Source organism: Hymenobacter saemangeumensis, assembly GCF_039541835.1.
GTDB classification, from domain to species: domain Bacteria; phylum Bacteroidota; class Bacteroidia; order Cytophagales; family Hymenobacteraceae; genus Hymenobacter; species Hymenobacter saemangeumensis.
On sequence record NZ_BAABGZ010000027.1, the window covers coordinates 92,913 to 115,411 of the forward strand.

Annotated in this window: 18 protein-coding genes; 10 read left to right on the forward strand and 8 right to left on the reverse strand. The window is 59.3% G+C overall.

Going from position 1 to position 22,499, the window contains the following annotated elements:
- Window positions 1–143: 143 nt before the first annotated feature.
- The 5 genes from ABD919_RS12230 to lepA all read right to left on the reverse strand — a co-directional run bounded on the left by ABD919_RS12230 (window position 144) and on the right by lepA (window position 6,619).
- Window positions 144–515: a hypothetical protein gene (locus ABD919_RS12230; protein WP_345236300.1), complete on the reverse strand. Its 372-nt coding sequence runs from the start codon at window positions 513–515 to the stop codon at window positions 144–146.
- Between the two features lie 509 nt (window positions 516–1,024).
- Window positions 1,025–3,007, reverse strand: coding sequence for an OmpA family protein (locus ABD919_RS12235; RefSeq protein ID WP_345236301.1), 1,983 nt, complete (start codon window positions 3,005–3,007; stop codon window positions 1,025–1,027).
- 9 nt (window positions 3,008–3,016) lie between these two features.
- The gene (locus ABD919_RS12240) at window positions 3,017–3,598 is read right to left on the reverse strand and encodes a 7-carboxy-7-deazaguanine synthase QueE (RefSeq protein WP_345236302.1); all 582 of its coding nucleotides are present in this window, start codon (window positions 3,596–3,598) and stop codon (window positions 3,017–3,019) included.
- 210 nt (window positions 3,599–3,808) lie between these two features.
- Window positions 3,809–4,708, reverse strand: coding sequence for a bifunctional 5,10-methylenetetrahydrofolate dehydrogenase/5,10-methenyltetrahydrofolate cyclohydrolase (locus ABD919_RS12245; RefSeq protein ID WP_345236303.1), 900 nt, complete (start codon window positions 4,706–4,708; stop codon window positions 3,809–3,811).
- Window positions 4,709–4,831: 123 nt separating this feature from the next.
- Window positions 4,832–6,619, reverse strand: a complete 1,788-nt coding sequence (lepA, locus tag ABD919_RS12250; protein WP_345236304.1) for a translation elongation factor 4 — start codon at window positions 6,617–6,619, stop codon at window positions 4,832–4,834.
- Between the two features lie 151 nt (window positions 6,620–6,770).
- On the opposite strand from lepA, the gene ABD919_RS12255 reads away from it, so the two are divergent.
- Window positions 6,771–7,625, forward strand: a complete 855-nt coding sequence (locus tag ABD919_RS12255) for a hypothetical protein (RefSeq protein ID WP_345236305.1) — start codon at window positions 6,771–6,773, stop codon at window positions 7,623–7,625.
- A gap of 97 nt (window positions 7,626–7,722) precedes the next feature.
- Window positions 7,723–11,163 carry a methylmalonyl-CoA mutase family protein gene (locus ABD919_RS12260; RefSeq protein WP_345236306.1) on the forward strand — a complete coding sequence of 1,147 codons (3,441 nt, stop codon included), beginning with the start codon at window positions 7,723–7,725 and terminating at the stop codon, window positions 11,161–11,163.
- Between the two features lie 17 nt (window positions 11,164–11,180).
- On the opposite strand, the gene ABD919_RS12265 is transcribed toward ABD919_RS12260, so the two are convergent.
- A complete protein-coding gene (locus tag ABD919_RS12265; RefSeq protein WP_345236307.1) occupies window positions 11,181–11,993 on the reverse strand; it encodes an IS5 family transposase in 813 nt (270 codons plus the stop codon).
- 269 nt (window positions 11,994–12,262) lie between these two features.
- Here ABD919_RS12265 and ABD919_RS12270 point away from each other — a divergent pair, with 269 nt between their 5' ends.
- From ABD919_RS12270 to ABD919_RS12285, 4 genes are all read left to right on the forward strand, one after another.
- Window positions 12,263–12,541: a hypothetical protein gene (locus ABD919_RS12270; RefSeq protein ID WP_345236308.1), complete on the forward strand. Its 279-nt coding sequence runs from the start codon at window positions 12,263–12,265 to the stop codon at window positions 12,539–12,541.
- Window positions 12,486–13,298: an OmpA family protein gene (locus ABD919_RS12275; protein WP_345236309.1), complete on the forward strand. Its 813-nt coding sequence runs from the start codon at window positions 12,486–12,488 to the stop codon at window positions 13,296–13,298. Before ABD919_RS12270 ends, ABD919_RS12275 begins: the two co-directional genes overlap by 56 nt.
- 127 nt (window positions 13,299–13,425) lie before the next feature.
- Window positions 13,426–14,145, forward strand: coding sequence for a hypothetical protein (locus ABD919_RS12280; RefSeq protein WP_345236310.1), 720 nt, complete (start codon window positions 13,426–13,428; stop codon window positions 14,143–14,145).
- Between the two features lie 137 nt (window positions 14,146–14,282).
- Window positions 14,283–15,383, forward strand: a complete 1,101-nt coding sequence (locus tag ABD919_RS12285) for an OmpA family protein (RefSeq protein ID WP_345236311.1) — start codon at window positions 14,283–14,285, stop codon at window positions 15,381–15,383.
- Window positions 15,384–15,421: 38 nt separating this feature from the next.
- Here the strand turns inward: ABD919_RS12285 and ABD919_RS12290 are convergent, their stop codons facing one another.
- A complete protein-coding gene (locus tag ABD919_RS12290; protein ID WP_345236312.1) occupies window positions 15,422–16,261 on the reverse strand; it encodes an outer membrane beta-barrel protein in 840 nt (279 codons plus the stop codon).
- A gap of 372 nt (window positions 16,262–16,633) precedes the next feature.
- On the opposite strand from ABD919_RS12290, the gene ABD919_RS12295 reads away from it, so the two are divergent.
- The 4 genes from ABD919_RS12295 (at window position 16,634) to ABD919_RS12310 (ending at window position 20,389) form a co-directional block, all read left to right on the forward strand.
- On the forward strand, window positions 16,634–16,768 hold the full coding sequence (locus ABD919_RS12295; RefSeq protein WP_345236313.1) for a hypothetical protein: 135 nt from the start codon (window positions 16,634–16,636) through the stop codon (window positions 16,766–16,768).
- Window positions 16,769–16,967: 199 nt separating this feature from the next.
- On the forward strand, window positions 16,968–17,594 hold the full coding sequence (gene bamJ, locus ABD919_RS12300; protein ID WP_425556412.1) for a BamJ family beta-barrel-assembly machinery protein: 627 nt from the start codon (window positions 16,968–16,970) through the stop codon (window positions 17,592–17,594).
- Window positions 17,595–17,735: 141 nt separating this feature from the next.
- Complete coding sequence (locus ABD919_RS12305; protein WP_345236314.1) at window positions 17,736–18,356, forward strand: hypothetical protein; 621 nt, start codon at window positions 17,736–17,738, stop codon at window positions 18,354–18,356.
- Window positions 18,357–18,451: 95 nt separating this feature from the next.
- Window positions 18,452–20,389: a KUP/HAK/KT family potassium transporter gene (locus tag ABD919_RS12310; protein ID WP_345236315.1), complete on the forward strand. Its 1,938-nt coding sequence runs from the start codon at window positions 18,452–18,454 to the stop codon at window positions 20,387–20,389.
- 164 nt (window positions 20,390–20,553) lie between these two features.
- Here the strand turns inward: ABD919_RS12310 and ABD919_RS12315 are convergent, their stop codons facing one another.
- Window positions 20,554–22,380, reverse strand: a complete 1,827-nt coding sequence (locus tag ABD919_RS12315) for a M61 family metallopeptidase (protein ID WP_345236316.1) — start codon at window positions 22,378–22,380, stop codon at window positions 20,554–20,556.
- Between the last annotated feature and the right edge of the window lie 119 nt (window positions 22,381–22,499).

Consider the following 22,499-nt stretch of genomic DNA (forward strand, 5'->3'; position numbering starts at 1 on the left):
TGCTAACGCTAAAAGACTTCTCTTCTGCCCAGGCTACAACCTGCCCATAGACCTAATCACGAAAACCTGAATAATGCAAAAAGCCCGCTCACTGAGCGGGCTTTTTCGTGTTCGAAAACGCGGTAACAAGCTCCTCCCCGCCCCTACTTGATACGGTGGGCGGTGAAATTGTTGCGCAGGTCGTGGTAAGCCACCACCTGGCGCGGGTTCAGCAGGCAGTTCAGCTCGTTCTCGTAGCGCTCCTGGGCATTAGCCAGCATGTAATCACGCTCACCTTCGTCGCCTGAGTACTTGATTTCCAGCTCTTGCCGCTCAGCCAGCATGCGCAGGTGGAGCTGCTTGACGGCGATGTACTGCCCCTCGTTGAAATGAATACGGCGGTCGAGCGCCCGGGTCAGGGTTGTGGCCCGCGAGATGATGGCCGGCGAATACTCGCGGTCGCCAGGTCCGGATGCTGCTACTGGCATCGTGCTTACACCCGCGGCGAGGCAGGTAGCTAAAAAAAGATTTTTCATGGTGGTAAAAAGGGTGAAGGTGAAAAAAGTGCCTGAATTGTCTCCGGAAGTCCCGAATGACCATTTCAAACGTAAGCAAAATATTTTTTAGAACTAAAAATATTTTTTTTGTCACTTTTCTAACCAGACACTTTTCCCTGGATTGTATAACCTACTGATTTTTAACCTATAAATCCCAACAAAAAAATTTAAGCTAGAGGCAAAAAAAAAGTTCGCTAATGGGCGAACAATACAATTTTCCGGCTAAATGCTATAAAAATTTAACCCATCTAAAGTATTACTTTAAGTAAAGTGCCAGCCCGGCGCATTTTCCTAACAAAACCAGAGTTCACCAGCTGAACACCCGCAATGCAAAATGCTTACCTCAACCGTGGAATAGTCCTATTCGTTAACAGGCATTTGAGCAGCAAAAAGCTCAGAAAGGCTGCCTATGGGTAACCATCAATGGGTACAGAGGAAGGAGTAATGGCCAGTGGCCGCCGCTCTTTAGCAACTGGTTAAATGCGCTGCTAAAGGATGTGCAGCTCAATGCGTCGGTTCTGACGACGGTGCATTTCCGAGTCGTTTGGTGCCAGCGGATGGGTTTCGCCATAGCCTTTGGAGCGCAGGCGCGTGGGCGCGATGCCATTGCTGCCCAGGTATTCGACAACGGCCTGGGCCCGGCGCTGGGAAAGCTGCATGTTAGCCTCCGGGGTGCCCACGTTGTCGGTATAGCCCGACACTTCAATCTGGATGTCCTTGTACTGGCGCATGAACTCAATAAGCCGATTCAGCTCCGTGCGCGACTGGGGCTTGAGGTCGTACTTGTTGGTATCGAAGAACAGGTTGTTCAAGACCACGCTGCGGCCCGCCCGCACCGGCTCCAGGTAGATGTCCAGGGTCAGCGGGTTGAAGGTGTGCTGGTCGGAGTAATCGAAGCTCAGGCTTTTAAGCAAGTACTTGTCAGCCACGACGTACATGGCGTAGTGGTGCCCCTCGTTCAGTACCACCGTGTAGTCGCCATACTCGGGGTCGGACGTTACAAACTGGGTAAGGGCGTCCGTATCGAGGTCGTACAGCTTTACTTCAGCTTTCAGCGGCTTTTTGGTGATGGCGTCGAAAACCCGGCCCTGGGTGTAGGTGCTGGTTTCGCGGGCCTTCACCTGATTGGGCACACTAAAGGTAAAAAGCTCCACCGGCCGCTCCCGAATCAGGCGTACCCCGCCGGTAGGCTCCTGCGATACGCGGGTACGCGAGCAGAAACCCTTTTGATTATCGGAGGTAATGAAGAGGGAGGCTTCGTTTTCGAAAGTATTCAGGGGGTAACCCAGGTTTCGCGGCTCGCTCCACTGCCCAGTAATGGGGCTTTTTTCGCAGCGGAACACATCGAGGCCGCCCATGCCCACCAAGCCATCGGTAACGTAATAAAGCGTGGTGCTGCTGGCATGGATAAAGGGGGCCATGTCCTTTCCCGGGGTATTCACCGGCGTGCCCAGGTTTTGGGCCACGCTCCAGCTGCCGTCAGGCTGTAGAGTAGTTACGTACAGGTCTTCCTGGCCCTGGCCACCGCGTCTTGTCGAGGTAAAGTAAAGCGTGCGGCCATCGGCCGATAAGGAAGGCTGGGAGTCCCACTCCACCGAGTTGACATTGGAGCCCAGGTTCTGCGGCGCGCTCCAGTTATTACCGGTACGGCGCGAGATGTACAGGTCGCAGTTGCCAATGGCGCGGGGCCGGTCGCAGGAGGCAAATACCAGGGTTTTGCCATCGCCGGAAATCGTACCGGCGCCCTCGTTAAAAGAGGAGTTGATAGCCGGTGATATCGGCACTGGCTCTCCCAGGGCACCGTCTTTGCCCTGGCGGCTGATGTACAAGTCCTCGCCGCTGTTGTCGGAAGGCCGACCGGTGAAGAGCAGAAATCGGTTATCGGCTGTGAGAGCGGGGAAATACTGAAACTTGAAAGCATTCATCGGCGAAGGCAGCCGCGTTGGGGCTTCGCCCACCGGCTTCCGCATGGCTTCCAGCGCAAACTCACAGGTGCGTAGCTGCCGCTCCGACTTGGCCAGGTTGCGGTACGTTTTAGGAGCCACCTTTAGCAGCTGCCGGTAGGCATCGCCGGCCGTCTGGTAGTCGCCATAGCTCAGGGCCAGGTCGCCTAATAACTGAAACTCGCCGGCATGCGAAGCATCGGCCGGCACTTTGCTCAGGCCTTCCTTATAAGCGGCCAGCGCCCCATGGTTGTCGCCCATGGCCTTAAGCAAGGAGCCCTTCATCAGATAAGGCTCGCCAAAAGACGGGAACTTCTGGTTGAGCTGGTTCAGGGTTTCAATGGCCTTTACAAAGTCGCGCTCCCGGCTTTGCTGCGCGGCTTTATCATAAAGCGACTTGGCTTTGGTGTTGGTAATCGACAAATTCCGGGGCGGCGCCTGCGCCTGTGCAGCCTCTGCAGTCCAAAGCAGCACCAGCAGGCAAAAAGCCCCCAGGTGATTCCCACAATGAACTACAAAGCGAAGCATGGGCACAAGCTACGGGATGTCGAGGTATTTATGCGTTTGCAGCGATACCTGCCATTGGGGGTGCTGCTTCACATACTCAATCAGGGCCGGGGTAACCCGAGCGGCCCGGCTCCATTCCGGCTGCAGGTACAGGCGGGCCGTCTCAGCAACCAGGCCCGCGTGCTCTTCAGCCCACGTAAAGTCGGACTCATTGAATACCACTACTTTTAGTTCGTGAGCAGCAGCCAGCACCTGCGGCAAAGGCTTTTTAAACTTCTTGGGCGAAACACAAAGCCAATCCCACTGGCCCGACAGCGGGTGGGCTCCGGAAGTTTCCAGCCAGGTCTGGCAGCCCGCTGCTTTCAGGGCTTGGGTTAGCGGCAGCAGGTTGTGCATGAGCGGCTCGCCGCCCGTAATAACAACGTTGCGACCCGGGTACTCCAGCACCGCAGCCACCAGGTCTTCGACCGCCTGGAGCGGATGGGCCGTGACATCCCACGACTCTTTCACATCGCACCAGTGGCAGCCCACGTCACAGCCTCCCAGCCGAATAAAATACGCTGCTTTGCCGGTATTAAAGCCCTCGCCCTGAATAGTATAAAACTGCTCCATCACTGGCAGCAACAATCCGGCTTCCATCAAAGCGGCTGCATCAGTAGAAACACGGGGTAGAGCAAAAGAAAGGCTAGGTTGAGTCATTGGGTAAAAACGTCGGACCAGAAAGTTTTCCAACGTTAAAAAACGGGCATGGTGTTCCCGATGCCGGACTTTAAAAGTACGTCGCAGGGGGCTAAAAAGCAAAAAAACGGTCGTTCCTACCGGCTACTTGGGGTAGATTTCTCCCTTTGCCGCCCGTAAGGTGTTCAACAAAAGCATGGCAATGGTCATGGGGCCAACCCCACCCGGCACAGGGGTAATGCTGGAAGACAGCGGCGCCACCTCGGCAAAGTTGACATCCCCTTTTAAGGCGTAGCCGCTCTTCTTGCTGGGGTCGGCTACGCGGGTAGTACCCACGTCAATTACCACTGCTCCCGGTCGTACCATGTCGGCCGTCACGAACTCGGGACGGCCAATGGCCGCCACTACAATGTCGGCCGTCCGGCAGATTTCAGCCAGGTTCTGGGTACGGGAATGACATAAAGTAACGGTGCAGTTACCCGTATCCAGGTTCTTAGCTAGCAGTATACTTACAGGCGTGCCAACTATGTTGGAACGGCCGATAACCACGCAATGCTTGCCGCTGGTTTTGATACCGTGCCGGCTGAGCAGCTCCACGATGCCGGAGGGTGTGGCCGGCAACAAAGCCGGAAGCCCTGCCACCATGCGGCCGATGTTCATGGGGTGAAACCCATCCACGTCCTTGTTGGGACTAATGGCTTCAATCACCTTGTCGGTATTGATGTGTGCCGGCAGCGGCAGCTGTACAATAAAGCCGTCTATTTCGGGGTCGTTATTCAACTCGGCTACTTTGGCCAGGAGCTCGTCTTCACTCAGGTCGTCTTCGTAGCGTATCAAGGTCGACTCGAAGCCCACCCGCTCGCAGGCCAGCACCTTATTGCGCACGTACGTCTCCGACCCGCCGTCGTGGCCCACCAGCACAGCAGCCAGGTGCGGCACTTTCAGCCCCTGGGCTTTGCGCTGGGCTACCTCAGCAGCAATTTCAACTTTGATTTCTTCGGCAGTCTGCTTGCCGTCGATAAGGCGATAGGTAGTGGGTGTCATTCGTAGCTGCAGGTTTGCCCCAGTACTGGGGCATGATGGGTAAGAAATTAGAAATGGGAGTACCGTGTACGGAGCAGGACAGGAAGCAAAAAAAACGCGGCCCATAAGCCGCGTTTAAAATTATTAGTCGATTTTTAGAACTGCCAGGAAAGCTTCCTGCGGGATTTCAACGGAGCCGACCTGACGCATGCGCTTCTTGCCCTCCTTCTGCTTTTCAAGCAGCTTGCGCTTGCGGCTGATATCGCCGCCATAGCATTTGGCAATTACGTTTTTGCGCAGGGCCTTCACCGTTTCGCGGGCAATGATTTTCTGGCCGATGCTGGCCTGAATGGCAATGTCGAACATTTGCCGGGGCAGCAGCTCGCGCAGCTTTTCGCAGAGGCGCCGGCCCCAGTCGTAGCTCTTGGAGCGGTGCACAATGGCGGAGAGGGCATCTACCTTCTCGCCGTTGAGCATGATGTCGAGCTTTACCATGTCAGATTCGCGGAAGCCAATCAGCTCGTAGTCGAGCGAGGCATAGCCGCGGCTAATGGTTTTGAGCTTGTCGAAGAAGTCGAACACGATTTCCGACAGCGGCAGCTCGAAGTTCAGCTCTACCCGCTCGGAAGTCAGGTACGACTGCCCTTTAATGATGCCGCGCTTGTCCATGCACAGCGTAATGATGGACCCGACGTAGTCCGCGGCCGTAATAATCTGGGCCTTGATGTAGGGCTCCTCAATGTTCTTGATGAGGTTGGGCTCGGGCATCTCCGAGGGCGCGTTGATTACCAGCAGCTGGTCTTTGGTGCCAATGGCGTGGAACTGCACGCTGGGCACGGTGGTAATCACGGTCATGTTGAACTCCCGCTCGAGGCGCTCCTGCACGATTTCCATGTGCAGCATGCCCAGGAAGCCGCAGCGGAAGCCGAAGCCCAGGGCGGCCGAGGTTTCGGGCTCCCACACCAGCGAGGCGTCGTTGAGCTGCAGCTTTTCCATGGCGGTGCGCAGGTCTTCGTACTCGCTGGTTTCCACCGGGTAAATACCGGCAAACACCATGGGCTTCACGTCCTCGAAGCCGACAATGGCCTCGGTAGTGGGGTTGTTTACCAGGGTAATGGTGTCGCCCACTTTTACTTCGCGCGCTTCTTTGATACCCGAAATGAGGTAGCCCACGTTGCCGGCGCTCATTTCCATACGCGGCTCCTGGTTGAGCTTCAGCACCCCGATTTCGTCGGCGCCGTACTCCTTGCCCGTGGCCATGAAGCGCAGCTTGTCGCCCTTGCGCATGGTGCCGTTCTTGATGCGGAACAGTACCTCGATGCCCCGGTAGGAATTGAAGACCGAGTCGAAGATGAGGGCCTGCAGCGGGGCATCCGGGTCGCCCTTAGGGGCCGGAATACGCTCGCAGATGGCGTTCAGGATGTTTTCAATGCCAATACCGGCCTTGCCCGAGGCGTGAATAATATCGTCGGCGTCGCAGCCGATGAGGTCGACGATTTCGTCGGTTACCTCCTCGGGCATGGCGTGGGGCAGGTCAATCTTGTTGAGCACCGGGATGATTTCCAGGTCGGCCCCGATGGCCAGGTAAAGATTGGAAATGGTCTGGGCTTCAATACCCTGCGAAGCGTCCACGATGAGCAGGGCACCTTCGCAGGCGGCAATGCTGCGGCTTACCTCATAGCTGAAGTCGACGTGGCCGGGCGTGTCAATCAGGTTCAGCGTATACACTTCCCCTTTGTAGGGGTACTGCATCTGAATGGCGTGGCTCTTGATGGTGATGCCCCGCTCGCGCTCCAGGTCCATGTTGTCGAGCAGCTGGGCCTGCATGTCGCGCTTGGCAACGGTGCTGGTAAATTCCAGCAGCCGGTCGGCCAGGGTACTTTTACCGTGGTCGATGTGGGCAATGATGCAAAAATTGCGGATATTCTTCACTAGGGCAGTTTTTCAGTCTGCGAAGGTACGCAAAGCCCAGCGCAAAAGCCAGCTTGAACCGCTAAAGGCTGCGCAGGCTGCTACTGAAAATGGTGCAGGCTGCGTAGTTTTGGCCTTTGATTCGCCCCTCTCTTATTGGCAGTTCCTTTTTATGAGTGCAGAAACTACTCCATTAACAACCGATACGGCCCCGTCCGAAAAAAATAAGTTTTTGATTGCGGCAGTCAACGGCACGGCGGTGTATGTGGTGACGTACTATTTCATTTCGGCCCTTCACCAATTTGCCAAGATAGCCCTGTCGCACCGTTTCTCGCTGCGGGGCAGCTGGGACCCCAGCAAAATCGTCTACACCATGGCCGACGGGGAATGGTGGCGCCTGGCCATTATCGCCATCAACGGCATTGGTCCCGTGGTTTGCTTACTGGCAGGATTTGCGGCCTTCCAATGGTACTGGCGCCGGGCCCGCGCCAAGCGTGGCGTATTTAAGCTGGTACTAATCTGGGCGGCCTTTCACGGCTTCAACGCCTTTTTCGGGGCTCTACTGGCCGATACGTTTACGCAATCCGGCTTCTGGTACGTCCCCAGCTGGGTGTTCGAGCTGGGTAATGTGGTAAACGTGCTGCTGGCCTTGGTAGCGGGCATCATTCAGCTGGCCCTGGGTTACTTTGCCGCCATCCCCTTCCTGCAGGCCCACGACTCCAAGACGGTGATGCGCTACCAGCACCGGCAGCGCATGGTGCTGAGCACACTCATCATTCCCTGGGCAGTGGGCTCGGTGCTGATTATGCTGGCCAAGCTGCCTTATATCAACATTCAGGAAGTGCTGCGCCTGGTAATGATGGGCCTGCTGGTGACTCCCACCGCTCTGGGCTGCATGAATGAGTTATTTGAGTCCACGGTACGCAAGCCCCAGCCCACCGACTTCACCTGGGGCTACATTGTATTGGGAATCCTGATGGCAGCGTCCTGGTACATGTTCCTGAGTCCGCCGGTACATTTTGGCTAAGCAGCTCCGTGCTGCCTGGCTGAACTAAGTGCGGAAACGCCCCGTTGCCCTGCGACGGGGCGTTTTTCGTACCTTCGCTCCCCTAAATATCCCGCCCATGCACCCTGCTCCAGTTGCTCCCTATAAACCCCAGAACCATATCCGCATTGTAACGGCGGCCGCGCTCTTCGACGGGCACGACGCTGCTATCAACATCATGCGCCGCATTATTCAAAGCAGCGGCGCCGAAGTTATTCACCTGGGCCACAATCGCTCGGTGCAGGAGATTGTGGACTGCGCCATTCAGGAAGATGCCCAGGCCATTGCCATCACCAGCTACCAGGGCGGGCACAACGAGTACTTCAAGTACATGCACGACCTGCTGAAGGAGCGCGGCGCCGGCCACATCCGCCTGTTTGGCGGCGGCGGCGGCGTAATTCTGCCCACCGAGATTGCCGAGCTGCAGGGCTACGGCATCGAGCGCATCTACTCGCCCGACGATGGCCGCGCCCTGGGCCTGCAGGGCATGATAAACGACCTGCTGCAGCGCTGCGACTTCCCCACCGGCCAGAACCTCAACGGCGAGGTGAAGCACATCAAGGACAAGGACGCCCGCAGCATTGGCCGCCTGATTTCGGCCGCCGAAAACTTCCCGGAGGAATTCGAGAAAGTGCGCCAGCAGTTAGTTGATAGTTATCAGTTGTCAGTTGCCAGTGAAAAAGGCCAGGCCCAGGACCTGACAACTGACAACGAGCAACTGACAACTAAGGCCCCAATACTAGGCATCACCGGCACGGGCGGCGCGGGCAAGTCCAGCCTGGTGGATGAGCTGGTGCGCCGCTTTCTGCTCGACTTCCCGGAAAAGACGCTGGCCATTATCTCCGTCGACCCCAGCAAGCGCAAAACCGGCGGGGCCCTGCTCGGCGACCGGATTCGGATGAATGCCATCAACAACCCGCGGGTGTACATGCGCAGCCTGGCCACGCGCCAGAGCAACCTGGCGCTGAGCCGCTACGTGCAGGACGCCGTGGACGTGGTGCGCGCCGCCGACTTCGACCTGATTATTCTGGAAACCTCCGGCATTGGGCAGTCCGACACCGAAATTATCGAGCACTCTGACGTGAGTTTGTACGTGATGACGCCCGAGTACGGCGCCGCTACGCAGCTGGAGAAAATCGACATGCTCGACTTCGCCGACGTCATCGCCCTCAACAAATTTGATAAGCGCGGGGCCCTGGATGCGCTGCGCGACGTGCGCAAGCAGTACCAGCGCAACCACCAGCTCTGGGACCAGCCCCTGGACCAGCTGCCGGTGCACGGCACCATTGCCTCGCAGTTCAACGACCCGGGCATGAACCGCCTGTACCGGGCCGTGCTGCAGGTACTGGAAAAGAAAACCGGCGCCACCTTCGCCTCCCAGCTCGAAACCAGCGCCGAGGTGTCGGAAAAGGTCTACATCATCCCGCCCCACCGCACGCGCTACCTCTCGGAAATTGCTGAAACCAACCGCGCCTACGACAAGCGCGTGGCCGAGCAGGCCGCCATTGCCGAAGTGGCCGGCTCCTTCGCCACCCTGGAAAAGCACTTCCAGGGCGAACAGGCCGACGCGGGCATGGTGGCCGACTTTGCCAAGAAGATCCAGACCCAGCTGCGCCGCCTCGACCCCGAGGCCCAGGCCATCCTCGAAAACTGGGAGGCTACGCTGCAGAACTACCGCAACCCGGAATACGTGTACAAGGTGCGCGACAAGGAAATCCGCGTCAAGACCAAGTACGAGTCGTTGTCGCACCTGCAGATTCCGCGGGTGGCCGTGCCGCGCTACACCGGCTGGGGCGACCGCCTGCGCTGGGCCATGCAGGAAAACTTCCCCGGCGAGTTCCCTTACACCGCCGGCGTATTCCCCTTTAAGCGCGAAGGCGAAGACCCCACCCGCATGTTTGCCGGCGAAGGCGGCCCCGAGCGCACCAACCGCCGCTTCCACTACGTATCGGCCGGCCTGCCCGCCAAGCGCCTGAGCACGGCATTCGACTCGGTGACGCTCTACGGCGAAGACCCCGACCACCGGCCCGACATCTACGGCAAAATCGGCAACGCCGGGGTGAGCATCTGCTGCCTGGACGATGCCAAGAAGCTATACTCCGGCTTCGACCTCAGCCACCCGGCCACCTCGGTGTCGATGACCATCAACGGCCCGGCTGCTACCATTGCGGCGTTTTTCATGAACGCGGCCATCGACCAGAACTGCGAGAAGTACATCCGGGAAAATGGGCTGGTAGACGAGGTGGAAGCCAAAATCGACGCCATCTATCAGGAGAAGGGCGTGGCCCGGCCCCGCTACCAGGGCGAGCTGCCCGACGGCAACAACGGCCTGGGCTTGCTGCTGCTGGGCGTGACCGGCGACCAAGTGCTGCCGGCCGAGGTGTACGCCACCATTAAGGCCACAACGCTCACCCAGGTGCGCGGCACCGTACAGGCTGATATCCTGAAGGAAGACCAGGCCCAGAATACCTGCATCTTCAGCACCGAGTTCAGCCTGCGCCTGATGGGCGACGTGCAGGAGTACTTCATCCGCCACAAGGTGCGGAACTTCTACTCGGTCAGCATTAGCGGCTACCACATTGCCGAGGCCGGCGCTAACCCCATCACCCAGCTGGCCCTGACGCTGAGCAACGGCTTCACCTTCGTGGAGTACTACGCCAGCCGCGGCATGGACGTGAACGACTTCGCGCCCAACCTGAGCTTCTTCTTCTCCAACGGCATCGACCCCGAGTACGCCGTGATTGGCCGCGTGGCCCGTCGCATCTGGGCCAAGGCCATGAAGCTGAAGTACGGCGCCAACCCGCGCAGCCAGATGCTGAAGTACCACATTCAGACCTCCGGCCGCTCGCTGCACGCCCAGGAAATCGACTTCAACGACATCCGCACCACGCTGCAGGCGCTGTACGCCATCTACGACAACTGCAACAGCTTGCACACCAACGCCTACGACGAGGCCATCACCACGCCCACCGAGGGCTCGGTGCGCCGCGCCATGGCCATTCAGCTCATCATCAACCGGGAACTGGGCCTGGCCAAGAACGAAAACCCGCTGCAGGGCTCCTTCATCATCGAGGAGCTGACCGACCTGGTGGAAGAAGCAGTATTGCTTGAATTCGACCGCATCACCGAGCGCGGCGGCGTGCTGGGCGCCATGGAAACCATGTATCAGCGCGGCAAAATCCAGGAGGAAAGCCTGCACTACGAGATGCTCAAGCATACCGGCGAGTACCCCATCATCGGCGTGAATACCTTCCTCTCATCCACGGGCTCGCCTACCATCATCCCGGCCGAGGTAATCCGTGCCACGGAAGAGGAAAAGCTTTACCAGATTGAGATGCTGGGCAACCTGCACGCCCGCAACGCTGCTCAGGCCCCGCAGCAGCTCAAGCAGCTGCAGCAGGTGGCCGTGACCAACGGCAACATGTTCGACGCCCTGATGGAAGCCGTGAAGTTCTGCTCCCTGGGGCAGGTTACGAATGCGCTGTTTGAGGTAGGCGGGCAGTATAGAAGGAATATGTAGGATTTCTCTAGAGCGTGTTAATGACTTAGCAGGTTGATGTGGTTTGCTTTGACGAGCATGAGGCAGGCAAACACAAGGTAGTGAATGCCTTCCAAGGTAGTGGTGAGGCGTTCGTAATCCCGGGCCAATCGTCGGAACCGGGCGGCCCAGGCAAAGGAGCGTTCCACGACCCAGCGCTTGGGCAGCAGCACAAAGCCGCGTTTGGCCGCGGGTAATTTCACGACATGCAGCGCGATGCCCTGCTCTGCCGCCGCCTGCGCTGGTTCCTCTCCCGTGTAGCCTTGGTCGACGTACGCCAGGGTCACACTTTGGCCGGTGATGGCCTGCACTTCTTCGGTTAGGGCCGCCACCTGGGCCCGGTCCTGTTCGTTGGCCGGCGTGACGAGCGCTGCCAGCAGGTGCCCGAGCGTATCCACGGCGATATGCACCTTGCTGCCCTTGCGCCGTTTGGCCCCGTCGTAGCCCGCCCGGTGCCCGCTTTCAGGCGTGCTTTGCAGCGTGCGGCTGTCGAGCAAGATAGCCGAGGGCTCGGCCGCGTGGCCCTGGGCCGTGCGCAGCAACTGGCGCAAATCGTCGACCATGGATTCGAAACACCGGGCGTCGAGCCAGCGGCGCAGCTGCTGGTAGACGGCCGGCCAGGCCGGAAAATCGCCCGGCAGGTAGCGCCAGGGCACCCCGGTGCGGGCCAGGTAGCGCACGGCGTTGAACAAGTGCCGCAGCGGGTATTCCCGTTGCGGAGCCGCTTCACGCATCAACGTCAGATAGGGCGCGGCAAAGGCCCATTCTTCGTCGCTTACATCACTCGGATATCCAGGATGGGGCTTTTTCATCCCCGAATTTCCTCAATTAGTCATTAACACGCTCTAGGCGTAGTTCCAATACCCTGGCTCGCGCGAGTTAATTAGGCAAAGCCGTAACTGTGACCAACCACGACGTGGAGGCTGTGCCTCCTCTGCCGCGCAGCGGCAATACGGGACTGCGCCGACCATCATGTTCAGCTACCGTCGTTCGGTTGCGAGGCACAGCCTTGCCAGAATGCCAGGCATGACTTACGGCTTCGCCTAAACTCGCGCTGGTTGTTCTCCCTACTTTCGCCCTCATGAAAGCAAGCTTTGCAAGCATGGCGCTCGGTTTGTTCTGCCTGACCAAGGCGGCGGCCCAGGACTTGTCGGGCCAGTGGCAGGGCGTGGAAACCCACCTGCCAAGAATGGGCTTCTGGCCGGCTGTGCTCACCATTCAGGAAGACAAAAGTAGCCACATTACGGGTATGCTGGAGCAGGAAGTCGGCAACCAGCCCACCAGCTTCGTCCGGTTTCAGGTTGATGGGCAGCATACCCCCCCAGCGCATTCGGCTCGACCAGACCAGGATTTTGTTTGAAAGCGGTAACGGCGATTATTCCTGGTGCCAGGGCTTCGTGGAGTTTACCTACGATGCCAGTGAGGAAAGGCTGACGGGCTACTCCACTTTCCGACCGGTAAACAACTGCTCCAATAGCTCCTTCGACCTGTTTCGGGTCAAGCTCAAATCACCCGCCAAGGTAACGGCGGGTCAAGCCAGCACCCTGCGCGTGTCTGGCCGCCAGGTGCAGTGGTATGCCGACCCGGAACTGCGCCAGCCGGTGGCCGAAGGCAACAGCTACCGCACCCGCCTGAGCAAAACCACCACCTTCTACCTTACCCAGGGCTTTTACCCAACCCGGCACAGCGAGCCGGTAGCCATTACGGTGGAAGCAGTGCCCCTGGAAAAAGCGCCTCGCCTGGCCCCAAAACCAGGCCCTGCTCCTGCTAAAGCTACTGCCCCCTCCCCAGCTGCAATGGTTCTACCCACCGTCCTTTTCCGGAGCACCACAGCCGAGCTTCTGCCCGAGTCAGCTCCTGCGCTGCAGCACCTGGCGGCGGAGCTAAAAGCCCGTCCCCGGCTGCGACTGCGCATAGCCGGCCACACCGACCGGATTGGCGAGGCCGGCAAAAACAAGGTTTTGTCTGAACAGCGGGCCGGGGCGGTGAAAGCCTTTCTGGTCAATGCCGGCATCGCGCCCGAACGCATCGAAACCACCGGCTACGGCCATACCCGGCTGCTTTACCCTTCCCCCGATATCCGGAACCGGCGCGTTGAGATTGAAGAGCTGAAGTAAACGGCTTATATAGAAAGCCAGCGGCTGCAACCATAAGGTGCATTGGCCCGCTGGCTTTACGGCCCGTGATGTCCACCTTTACCGGTAGCAGCCTTCGTGGTCGCCCCACATTTCCTGTACACTCGCCATGCCCATTCTGAAAAGCCGCAACCTGGTTTGGCTACTGGCCGGTCTTTTGTCCTGCAGCCAGTACTCGGCGCAGCAGGTACGGCTGGAAGGACGCACCACGGCCAATGGTAACCAGTATTCCCTGTTTCATCCCGGCGACCTGGCCATTCGGGTAGTAACCCAGCGCCCGGACGCCGCCGATAGCCGCTACCAGCTCAGCGTCGCGGCCGCGTACACCGACCTGGAAACTGACCAGCCCCTGGACCTGCTGATTGACCAGGGCCGGGAGTTGCAGGCCAGGCCCCGGCTAGGCTTCCTGGATGGCGTACTCACCATTGTCGGCGACAGCCTCAGGATTTCCCGCATTGCGAAAGGACAGCCGCCCGCCAACCCGCAGCTTCAGGTAGTGCGCCGGCAGCACGGCACCTTGTTGCTGCAGGAGCTGCTGCTGTATCAGGGCCAGAACCTGAGGGACCCGGGCGGCAGCGTGTTTCAGCGCCGGGCCCTGGTGGAGTTTGCCAACGGGCGGTTTGCGGTGGCCGAGAGTGTGGCGGATGCGCTTACCATGAAGCAGTTTGGCGACGACCTGCTGGAGCTGGGTGTCCGTAACGCCTTGTACCTGGACATGGGCGACTGGGACGAAGGCTGGTACAAGCGCGGCGGCCAGGTGGTGAAGCTGGGCAACCGGCGCACAGAAACGGCCCGGCAGTCGAGCTGGCTGGTGTTTGTGAAGCGGTAAGCGGCTTGCATCCCCGGAGCAGGCCGATTGTCTATGGCTGCGGCTGCCGCCGGCAGCTGTTAGGCATGCCCGCATTTGCTGCGTGGTTTTGACCTGGCTTGTCACCATCGAATAAACCTCTTTTTTATTTTTGTGCCATGAAAACCAGCCTAGCCCTGACTGCGCTTGGTTTACTACGCCTGTCCACCGCGGCCGCCCAGGATTTGTCGGGCGAGTGGCAGGGCGTCGAGCGCAACCCCATCACCCGCCGCAGCGACTTCGAATACTGGCCCGTGCAGCTTAGCCTGCAAAACGGCAAAGGCAATGCCCTGAGCGGCGAGCTCTACCAGGAAATTGGCGGGCAGCCCGAGTACAAGGTCCTGTTCCGCATGGAAGGCAGCCGCACCAAAAGCGGAGTCAGCCTTAGCCACAAAGGAACCGAGTTTGATATTTCGCCGCGCAACGGCGTATGGTGCCGCGGCGGCATCGTGTTCACCTACGATGCCGCGGAGGAAAAGCTAACCGGCAAGGCCGCCTACCAACCCCTGATGAGCTGCAGCACCGGCGACCTGGAGCTGTACCGGGTAAGGCTTAAATCGGCCGCTACCGTGCCGGCCGGGGTGGCTACCGACCTGGTAGTGACGGGCAAGAACGTGCGCTGGTTTGCCGATGCCGACCTGCGCAAGCCCCTGGCCGCCGGCAATACGTACCGTACCAGGCTCAGCAAAACGACGACGTTTTACCTTATGCAGGGGTATTATGTCACCGACCGCAGCGCAGTGGTGCCCATCACCATCAAAGTAGCCGGCCCCGCGCCGCGCAAGCCCGAGCCCGTGCCGCCGGCGACAGCTCCCGATGCGGAGCTGCCCGGCGCTGCCTCGCCAGCCATAGCCACGTCGGAGGCAGCGGCGCTGCCCGCTCCGGTTACCGCCGCCCCGTTGGTACTGCCTACGGTGCTGTTCAAGCTGGGCACGGCCGAGCTGCTTCCTACGGCAGCCCCGGCCCTCGACTCGCTCGCGGCCCAGCTGCGTAGGCGGCCGGAGCTGCGGGTACGGGTGGCCGGGCATACCGACCGCATTGGCGAACCCAGTAAAAACCGGATACTGAGCGAGCAGCGGGCTGCCGCCGTAAAGGACTACTTAGTTCAGGCCGGCATAGACGCTGGGCGCCTCGAAACCATTGGCTACGGCGACTCCAAACCGCTCTATGCCACGCCCGATGCCCGCAACCGCCGGGTAGAGGTGCAGGAAGTTAAGTAACTGCCGCGACTGAGAGAAAGAAGGGTAGCCTTCCTTTCCTATTTCACCTTAAAAAAGTAAGTGCCGGTAAGCTGGGCTACCCGTTGATAGTACGCAGGCATCTCGTCGCGAAAGCCGGGTGCTTTTTCAGCCTGTTGATTAACAAGGCCCAGGCCATAGCCCAGCTGCACCTGAAGGGCGCTGAAGCGGTAGCCTATGCCGGCATTCACCCCGGCATCAAAGCGCCGGGCTATGTACGCCCCGCTGCTGGCTTCGAAGGGAGTAGCGCGGGTATTGTTGTTGAAGGTAGCTGGCTGTGGGCCCGGGTAAGTATCCCGGTACGCGAAGAAGGTATTGCCGTAACTGTAATAGCCATTGCTGTTGCTGCTGCTGCTGCTGCTGCCATTTGAGGAGCTGCTGCCTTCGTATTCCAGCTCGCTGCGCCCCCCTACCCCAAAGGCCATGTATGGGCCCGCGAACAGCTGAAAGCCGTGGTCTGTGCCAGTGGTATAAACCAGGTTAAGCGGTATTTCGAGGTAGTTTGGGCGGCTGATGCTGTGCATGCTCTCCTTGATAGTTTGGACGGAGCTGGGAAAGCCGTTGTATGAATAGGTAAAGCTGCTGTTTACAGTCATCTGCTGCTCCACGCCTTTCTGGGTAAATAAAAGGGCCGGCTGAAGCGCCAGCTTGCCAAAACGAACGTCCAGCACCGCGCCAAACTGCGGTGCCAGCAAGCCAGAGCGGGTATAATCCGAGCTCGAGCGGGCGGTAACTGTTCCGGTAGAGCTTCCCGTGTAGGGTTTGTATTCCGGGTCATCGCCGGCCCGGGTAGCCCAGTTGCCCCCGGCCCGAAAACCCAGGCTGATGGAAGTTTGGGCGTGCGCAACCGACGCAGTCATTGTAAACAGTACCAGAGGCAGCAACAGATGGTTTTTCATTACGAATAAAAAATTGTGAGTTTACTATAAAGCGCCAAGGTAAGCGCTCCGCACCGCACGACAACTTTTACTCAGAATTTTTTTGGCTGAAAAAAGCCAGGCTCAGTGCGGGCTCACCCGCTATGGAGTGCCGGCAAAATATGGCTAAATGCTGCGGTAATGAAGCAAAAGCATTGCAGCTCATGCCGTAGATAAGCCGATGGCAGAACAACGGACACTGGATTATCAGCCGCCCCATTACACTGCATGCATAACATTTTTCTCAGATTTTTCGTATATTTGCAGAGTTAAAACCAATTATGCCCTCCGGGGCACCTACTGTCTTTCTGAGTTATGAAAAAGACCACTGCTTTCTCTTCCTTCCTCCTCCTGGGTGGCTTCAGCTCGCTGAGCTACCTAGCTACCCAGCTGCGCGACCTTGACCTGAGCTTTAGCCTGCAGGGCGAGGAAGCCTGCCACTACTGCTAGTCCTTCTAATGCGCCTGGCGCATCTTTCTGCAAGCCCCGCCCTACAGCGGGGCTTTTTTCTTCCCATTTGCGCCGCAGTGCCGACATTTGCCCGGCAAAAACAAAGGCCGATAGACCCAGCTTTTCAGAGCGCATCCCCGTTTAACGCACTTTTCTATCCTTTCAAACCGGCGCTGAGAAGCGTCTTTCCCTGAATCTCATGACCCTCGACACCAATCAGCAGCAGGTTAGCTACATCATTGGCCGCGACCTGGCCCGCAACTTCGCCCAGCAGGGCCTGGACCTCGACATTGATGTGCTGGCCGCGGCCCTCAAAGAAGGCCTGCAGGGCCTGCCCAGCCGCCTTACCCAGGAACAGATGCAACAAGCCATGATGCAGCTGCAGGAGCAGATGGGCGGCATGGAAGACGACGACACCTCAACCCCCGATACCATGAACAACAAAGCCGAAGGCGAAGCCTTCCTCGCCGAAAACGCCAAGAAGCCCGGCGTAACCACCCTGCCCAGCGGCCTGCAGTACGAAGTAATTACCGAAGGCAGTGGCAAGAAGCCCACCCTGCGCTCGTCGGTAACCACGCACTACCACGGTACCCTCATCAACGGCAAGGTGTTCGATAGCAGCTACCAGCGCGGCCAGCCGGCTACCTTCCCCGTAAACGGCGTAATTGCCGGCTGGACGGAAGCGCTGCAGCTCATGGGCGAAGGCTCCAAGTACCGCCTTTACATTCCCTCGGAGCTGGCTTACGGCAAGCGGGGCGCCGGCCGCGACATCCCGGGCGACACGGCCCTCATTTTTGACGTGGAGCTCCTCAAAGTAAATAACTGAGGGACTGTCGAGGGTGCGGCGCAGGCCGCGCCCTCGGCTACCCGGGTTGCCGCGCCGGGCTGGGTTCAAACCAGTACGGCCGCTCAGCGTCCGCTGGCCCAGCCCTCCCCTGCAACAACCAAGGCCTCTTCTTCCCCCGCCATGCAAGCACCTACCCCGGAGCCGGCGGCTACCGAGCCCCCCAGTCCCCTTCCGGGGAGCACTTTTGCACACGGGCCGGCCGGCGTTGCCGCCCCGCGGCCGGTGGAGCTGCCTCCCCTCGAAATTCTGCCCACTATCAGCAGTCCCGATAAGCGAGTGACGCTTACCAATGACCGTCTCACCGTAAAAGGCCAGACGTTTCTGCTGCTGGAGCTGGAGCGGGTGGAGCTGACGCCCGTGCAGTGGCTGCTGTGGTACCTGCTGGGTGGCCTGGGCCTGGCCGCCGTGATGATTGCCTTTCTGAGCAACTGGCTGCGCACGGGGCCGGCTATGCTGGGCATGGCCCTTACGGCGCTGATGCTGGCATTTGGGCGCCGCGGCACCAACCGCCTGCGCCTGCACCGCCTGGGCCAGCAGATGGTCAATTTTGCCTTGCCCGGCGATAGTGCCGCCTGGCAACAGCTTAGCGGCGAGGTAAACCGCCGGATACACCGCCTGCACGACCGCGCCGCAGCCGAAGCGGCTCTCCTGCTGGCGGCAGCCGATGAAGCCCGCCGCCAGGAAGCCCTGGCCGCTCAGCTGCGGGAGCAAGCATCCCAGCCCGGCTCAGAACCAACCTAGCCCGTTACTTCGCCCGGCCATTTTCCTTTGCTCCAATAAGTGAGCCGTCCCTGGCCCGCCCTCACCGACCCCCTACCTCCTATCCCTTATTTTTCATGGATTCGTCAAAACACGGGCACCATGCCGTTTCCGGTGCGGGCCTGCTTATTGCGCTGGGCATTATCTACGGCGACATTGGTACGTCGCCGCTTTATGTGATGAAGGCCATTGTGCCGGGCCTTATCGACCCGCTGCTGGTGTACGGCGGCATTTCCTGCGTGCTCTGGACCCTGACACTGCAAACCACCGTCAAGTATGTGCTGCTCACGCTCAATGCCGACAACAACGGCGAGGGGGGCATCTTCTCGCTCTATGCGCTGGTGCGCCGCCGCGGCGCCTGGCTGTCGGCTGTCGCAATTATTGGCGGGGCGGCTCTGCTGGCCGATGGCGTTATAACGCCCCCCATTTCGGTTTCATCGGCTATTGAGGGGCTGCAAGCTGTGTACCCCAACATCCCGACCGTGCCCATCGTCATCGCCATTCTGCTGGGCCTGTTTTTCATGCAGAGCTTCGGCACCCAGATTGTGGGCAAGGCCTTTGGCCCGCTGATGATGGTGTGGTTTACCATGCTGGCGGTGCTGGGCCTGAAAGGCATCATCACTCACCCCGGCATTCTCAAGGCGGCAAACCCCATGTACGCTTACGATTTGCTGGTGAAGTACCCCGGTGGTTTCTGGCTGCTGGGCGCCGTCTTTCTCTGTACTACCGGAGCCGAGGCCCTGTATTCGGACCTGGGGCACTGCGGCAAGAACAACATCCGCACCAGCTGGATTTTTGTAAAAACCTGCCTGCTGATTAACTACTTCGGCCAGGGGGCCTGGCTGCTGGAGCACCAGGGCCAGCAGCTGGCCGGGCGCAACCCTTTTTATGAGCTGATGCCCGCGTGGTTTCTGCTCATTGGCGTAGGCGTGGCCACTATTGCCGCCATCATTGCCTCGCAGGCCCTCATTACGGGCTCTTTCACGCTGGTGGCCGAGGCCATCCGCCTGAACATGTGGCCCAAGGTGAAGCTCAACTACCCCACCAACGTGAAGGGGCAGCTCTACGTGCCCAGCATGAACCGCCTGCTGCTGCTGGGCTGCATCGCCGTGGTGCTTTACTTCCGGGAGTCATCAAACATGGAAGCGGCTTATGGCCTGGCCATTACGCTCACGATGATGATGACCACCATCCTGCTCACTATCTGGCTGCGCGCCAAGAAAGTAGCCAAGCCCCTGGTAATTGCATTTGCCCTGCTGTATGGCTTGATTGAGGGCTCCTTCCTTATTGCCAACCTCATCAAGTTCCCCCACGGGGGCTGGGTGTCGCTGGCTATCGGCAGCGCGCTTATCGGGGTGATGTATGTGTGGCTCAAGGCCTTCTACATCAAGCGCCGCCTTACCGAGTTTGTTCGCCTGGAGCCTTACATCGACGCGCTCAAGCAGCTCAGCAACGACGATACGGTGCCCAAGTACTCTACTCACCTGGTGTTTCTGACTTCGGCCGAGCGCAGCACCGAGATTGAGCAGAAAATTATCTACTCCATCTTTCAGAAGCGTCCGAAGCGGGCCGACATCTACTGGTTTATCCACGTGGAGACCACCGACCAGCCTTATACCATGGAGTACAAGGTGACCGAGGTAGCCAAAGACGACGTGTTCCGCATCAACTTCCGCCTGGGCTTCCGGGTACAGCAGCGCATCAACCTCTATTTCCGCAAAGTGGTAGAAGACCTGGTGCGCAACAAGGAAGTGGACATCACCTCCCGCTACGAGTCGCTCAGCCAGCGCCACGTTACCGGCGACTTCCGTTTCGTGGTGCTGGAGAAATTCCTCAGCGTGGAAAACGACTTCCCCACCCTGGAAAAGCTGGTGATGCAGGCCTACTTCTACATCCGCCAGTTCATTGCCTCCGAAGACAAATACTTCGGCCTGGATACTTCTTCCGTGAAAGTGGAGAAGGTACCGCTGGTTATTGCCCCCGTGCGGGAAGTGGCCCTGACCCGGATTGTCTGACCGCAGATTTTAACGGATTTGACGGATGAGAACGGATTCTAAAGCCCTAAACTCAGCCTAAACAAATGGCCACTGCTACCGTTGCAGTGGCCATTCTGATTTTGATGCAAGAACAAGCGGAAATGAATCCGTTCTTATCCGTCAAATCCGTTAAAATCTGCGGTCTATTTTTTCGGACTCAGCCACTTGGCCAGGATTTTCTGCTGCTGGGCGCTGGGGCTGGGCATGGGCTGAATCTGGTAGCGCACGCCACGTACGGGCTGCATCTTCAGGGTAAGCTCGCGGGGCAGGCCGTCGCGCTTTACCTGCAGCTTTACTTCCGTACCGGCTGGGCGGCCGGCCAGCTGCTTGAGGGCTTCTTCGCTGGCGGCGGCCCCGTTGATTTGCAGAATCTCGTCGTTCACGTTCAGGCCACCCGCCCAGGCGGCGCCATCGCGCTCGATGCCAGTGACCAGCAGGCGGCCCCCGCGGTTGGCAATGTTGGCTCCCAGGCTACCGTCGGCGCTCAGGGGGGAGGTGCTTACGGCCAGGCCGGCATAGCCCAGGGTCGTGGCATAGTCCAGCGTTTTGGTGCCGTACACGCTGTTCTTAAAAAAGTCGTCGAAGCGGCGGCCGGCTACCGTGGCCACGGCATCCTGAAACTCCTGGTCGGTGAAGCCGCGCTTGAGCTGCAGGTAGTACTTGTCGTAAAGCAGGCGGAACACGTCGTCGAGCTGCTTCTCGCCTTTGCTGGCTTCCAGAATCATCAGGTCGAGCACCAGGCCCACCATCTGCCCTTTGTCGTAGTAGCTGATTTGGGAGTTGGGCGAGTTTTCGTTGGGCCGGTAGTAGCGAATCCAGGCGTCGAAGCTGGCCTCCGACACGGGTTGAACCTTGTTGCCCGGCGTGTTCTCAACCGACGTCATCTGCGAAGCCATGTCGTTGAGGTATTCCTGCTGGCTTTGAAAGCCGGCGCGCTCCACAATGACGTTGGACATGTACTCGGTCATGCCCTCGCTCACCCACAGCATGCGGGTATAGTTTTCCTCGTCGTAGTTGAACGGCCCCAGGGCGACGGGGCGGATGCGCTTTACGTTCCAGAGGTGGAAATATTCATGCGCAACCAGCCCCAGGTAGGAGCTGTAGCCGGCCGGCGTCTGGTAGGCGTTGCGGCCCACCACCAGCGTGGTTGAGTAGAGGTGTTCGAGGCCGCCGCCGCCGCGCTCCACGTTGTGCACGATAAAGACGTAGGGCCGGTCCAGGGGGTTCTTCCCCACCACTTTGTGCGACTCCTCGCACACCTTCTGCATGTCGGCCAGCAGCTTGGGCTCGTCGGCGGTGTAGGTTCCGTACATGGCCACTTCGTGCGGGGTCCCGTTCGCCGTAAACTGCAGCACCTTGTGGTTGCCAATCTCCATGGGCGAGTCGGCCAGCTCGTCGTAGCTGTCGGACTTAAACGTGAACTTCGCTTTGCCCGGCACGGGACGCAGGGCGGTACTCACGCGGGCCCAGCCAGCGGCTGGCTCAACGGTTACGGTGCTGCCCAGGTCCTTTTTATCGGCCGGGTACATAAACACGCTGCTGCCGTTGAGGTAGCCGTGGTCGGCGTCGATAAACGAGGTGCGCACGCTCAGCTCGTAGGCATACACGCGGTAGCTGACCTGAAAGTCCGGCTGCTTGGAGTGGCGCACCCGCCAGGTGTTTTTGTTGATTTTCTCTACCGGCAGCGCCTTGCCATCCGGCGTCTGGGCCTGCAGGCCCTCTACGTGGCGGGCAAACTCCCGCACCAGGTAAGAGCCCGGCGCCCACACGGGCATCTTAATGTCGGTGTACTCGCTGCCGAAGCCACCCAGGTCCATGCGAACCTCAAAGTAATGGGTTTGGGGCGCTGGCATGGCCAGGGTGTAGCGCAGCGAGGGCGCCGGCGCCGCCAGGGCGGCCAGCGGAGCAGCCAGTGCCAGGGCCGCAGTCAGGGCATACCGGCGGAAAAACGAAAGGGGATTTTTAAGCATCAGGGGAAAGATAAAAAAGAAGCAATTGACGGTAAAGGCACAAAATACGGCCCCGGGGACGTCTCCAACCTAGCGGCCCGCTGCCGCGTTAGCAACTAAGCTGGCGCTCACCGGCGCCA

Coding starts and splice junctions, on each gene's coding strand:
- ABD919_RS12230 (WP_345236300.1), bottom strand. CDS start 515: ATGAAAAATCTTTTTTTAGCTACCTGCCTCGCCGCGGGTGTAAGCACG.
- ABD919_RS12235 (WP_345236301.1), bottom strand. CDS start 3,007: ATGCTTCGCTTTGTAGTTCATTGTGGGAATCACCTGGGGGCTTTTTGC.
- ABD919_RS12240 (WP_345236302.1), bottom strand. CDS start 3,598: ATGGAGCAGTTTTATACTATTCAGGGCGAGGGCTTTAATACCGGCAAA.
- ABD919_RS12245 (WP_345236303.1), bottom strand. CDS start 4,708: ATGACACCCACTACCTATCGCCTTATCGACGGCAAGCAGACTGCCGAA.
- ABD919_RS12255 (WP_345236305.1), top strand. CDS start 6,771: ATGAGTGCAGAAACTACTCCATTAACAACCGATACGGCCCCGTCCGAA.
- ABD919_RS12260 (WP_345236306.1), top strand. CDS start 7,723: ATGCACCCTGCTCCAGTTGCTCCCTATAAACCCCAGAACCATATCCGC.
- ABD919_RS12265 (WP_345236307.1), bottom strand. CDS start 11,993: ATGAAAAAGCCCCATCCTGGATATCCGAGTGATGTAAGCGACGAAGAA.
- ABD919_RS12270 (WP_345236308.1), top strand. CDS start 12,263: ATGAAAGCAAGCTTTGCAAGCATGGCGCTCGGTTTGTTCTGCCTGACC.
- ABD919_RS12275 (WP_345236309.1), top strand. CDS start 12,486: ATGGGCAGCATACCCCCCCAGCGCATTCGGCTCGACCAGACCAGGATT.
- ABD919_RS12280 (WP_345236310.1), top strand. CDS start 13,426: ATGCCCATTCTGAAAAGCCGCAACCTGGTTTGGCTACTGGCCGGTCTT.
- ABD919_RS12285 (WP_345236311.1), top strand. CDS start 14,283: ATGAAAACCAGCCTAGCCCTGACTGCGCTTGGTTTACTACGCCTGTCC.
- ABD919_RS12290 (WP_345236312.1), bottom strand. CDS start 16,261: ATGACTGCGTCGGTTGCGCACGCCCAAACTTCCATCAGCCTGGGTTTT.
- ABD919_RS12295 (WP_345236313.1), top strand. CDS start 16,634: ATGAAAAAGACCACTGCTTTCTCTTCCTTCCTCCTCCTGGGTGGCTTC.
- bamJ (WP_425556412.1), top strand. CDS start 16,968: ATGACCCTCGACACCAATCAGCAGCAGGTTAGCTACATCATTGGCCGC.
- ABD919_RS12305 (WP_345236314.1), top strand. CDS start 17,736: ATGCAAGCACCTACCCCGGAGCCGGCGGCTACCGAGCCCCCCAGTCCC.
- ABD919_RS12310 (WP_345236315.1), top strand. CDS start 18,452: ATGGATTCGTCAAAACACGGGCACCATGCCGTTTCCGGTGCGGGCCTG.
- ABD919_RS12315 (WP_345236316.1), bottom strand. CDS start 22,380: ATGCTTAAAAATCCCCTTTCGTTTTTCCGCCGGTATGCCCTGACTGCG.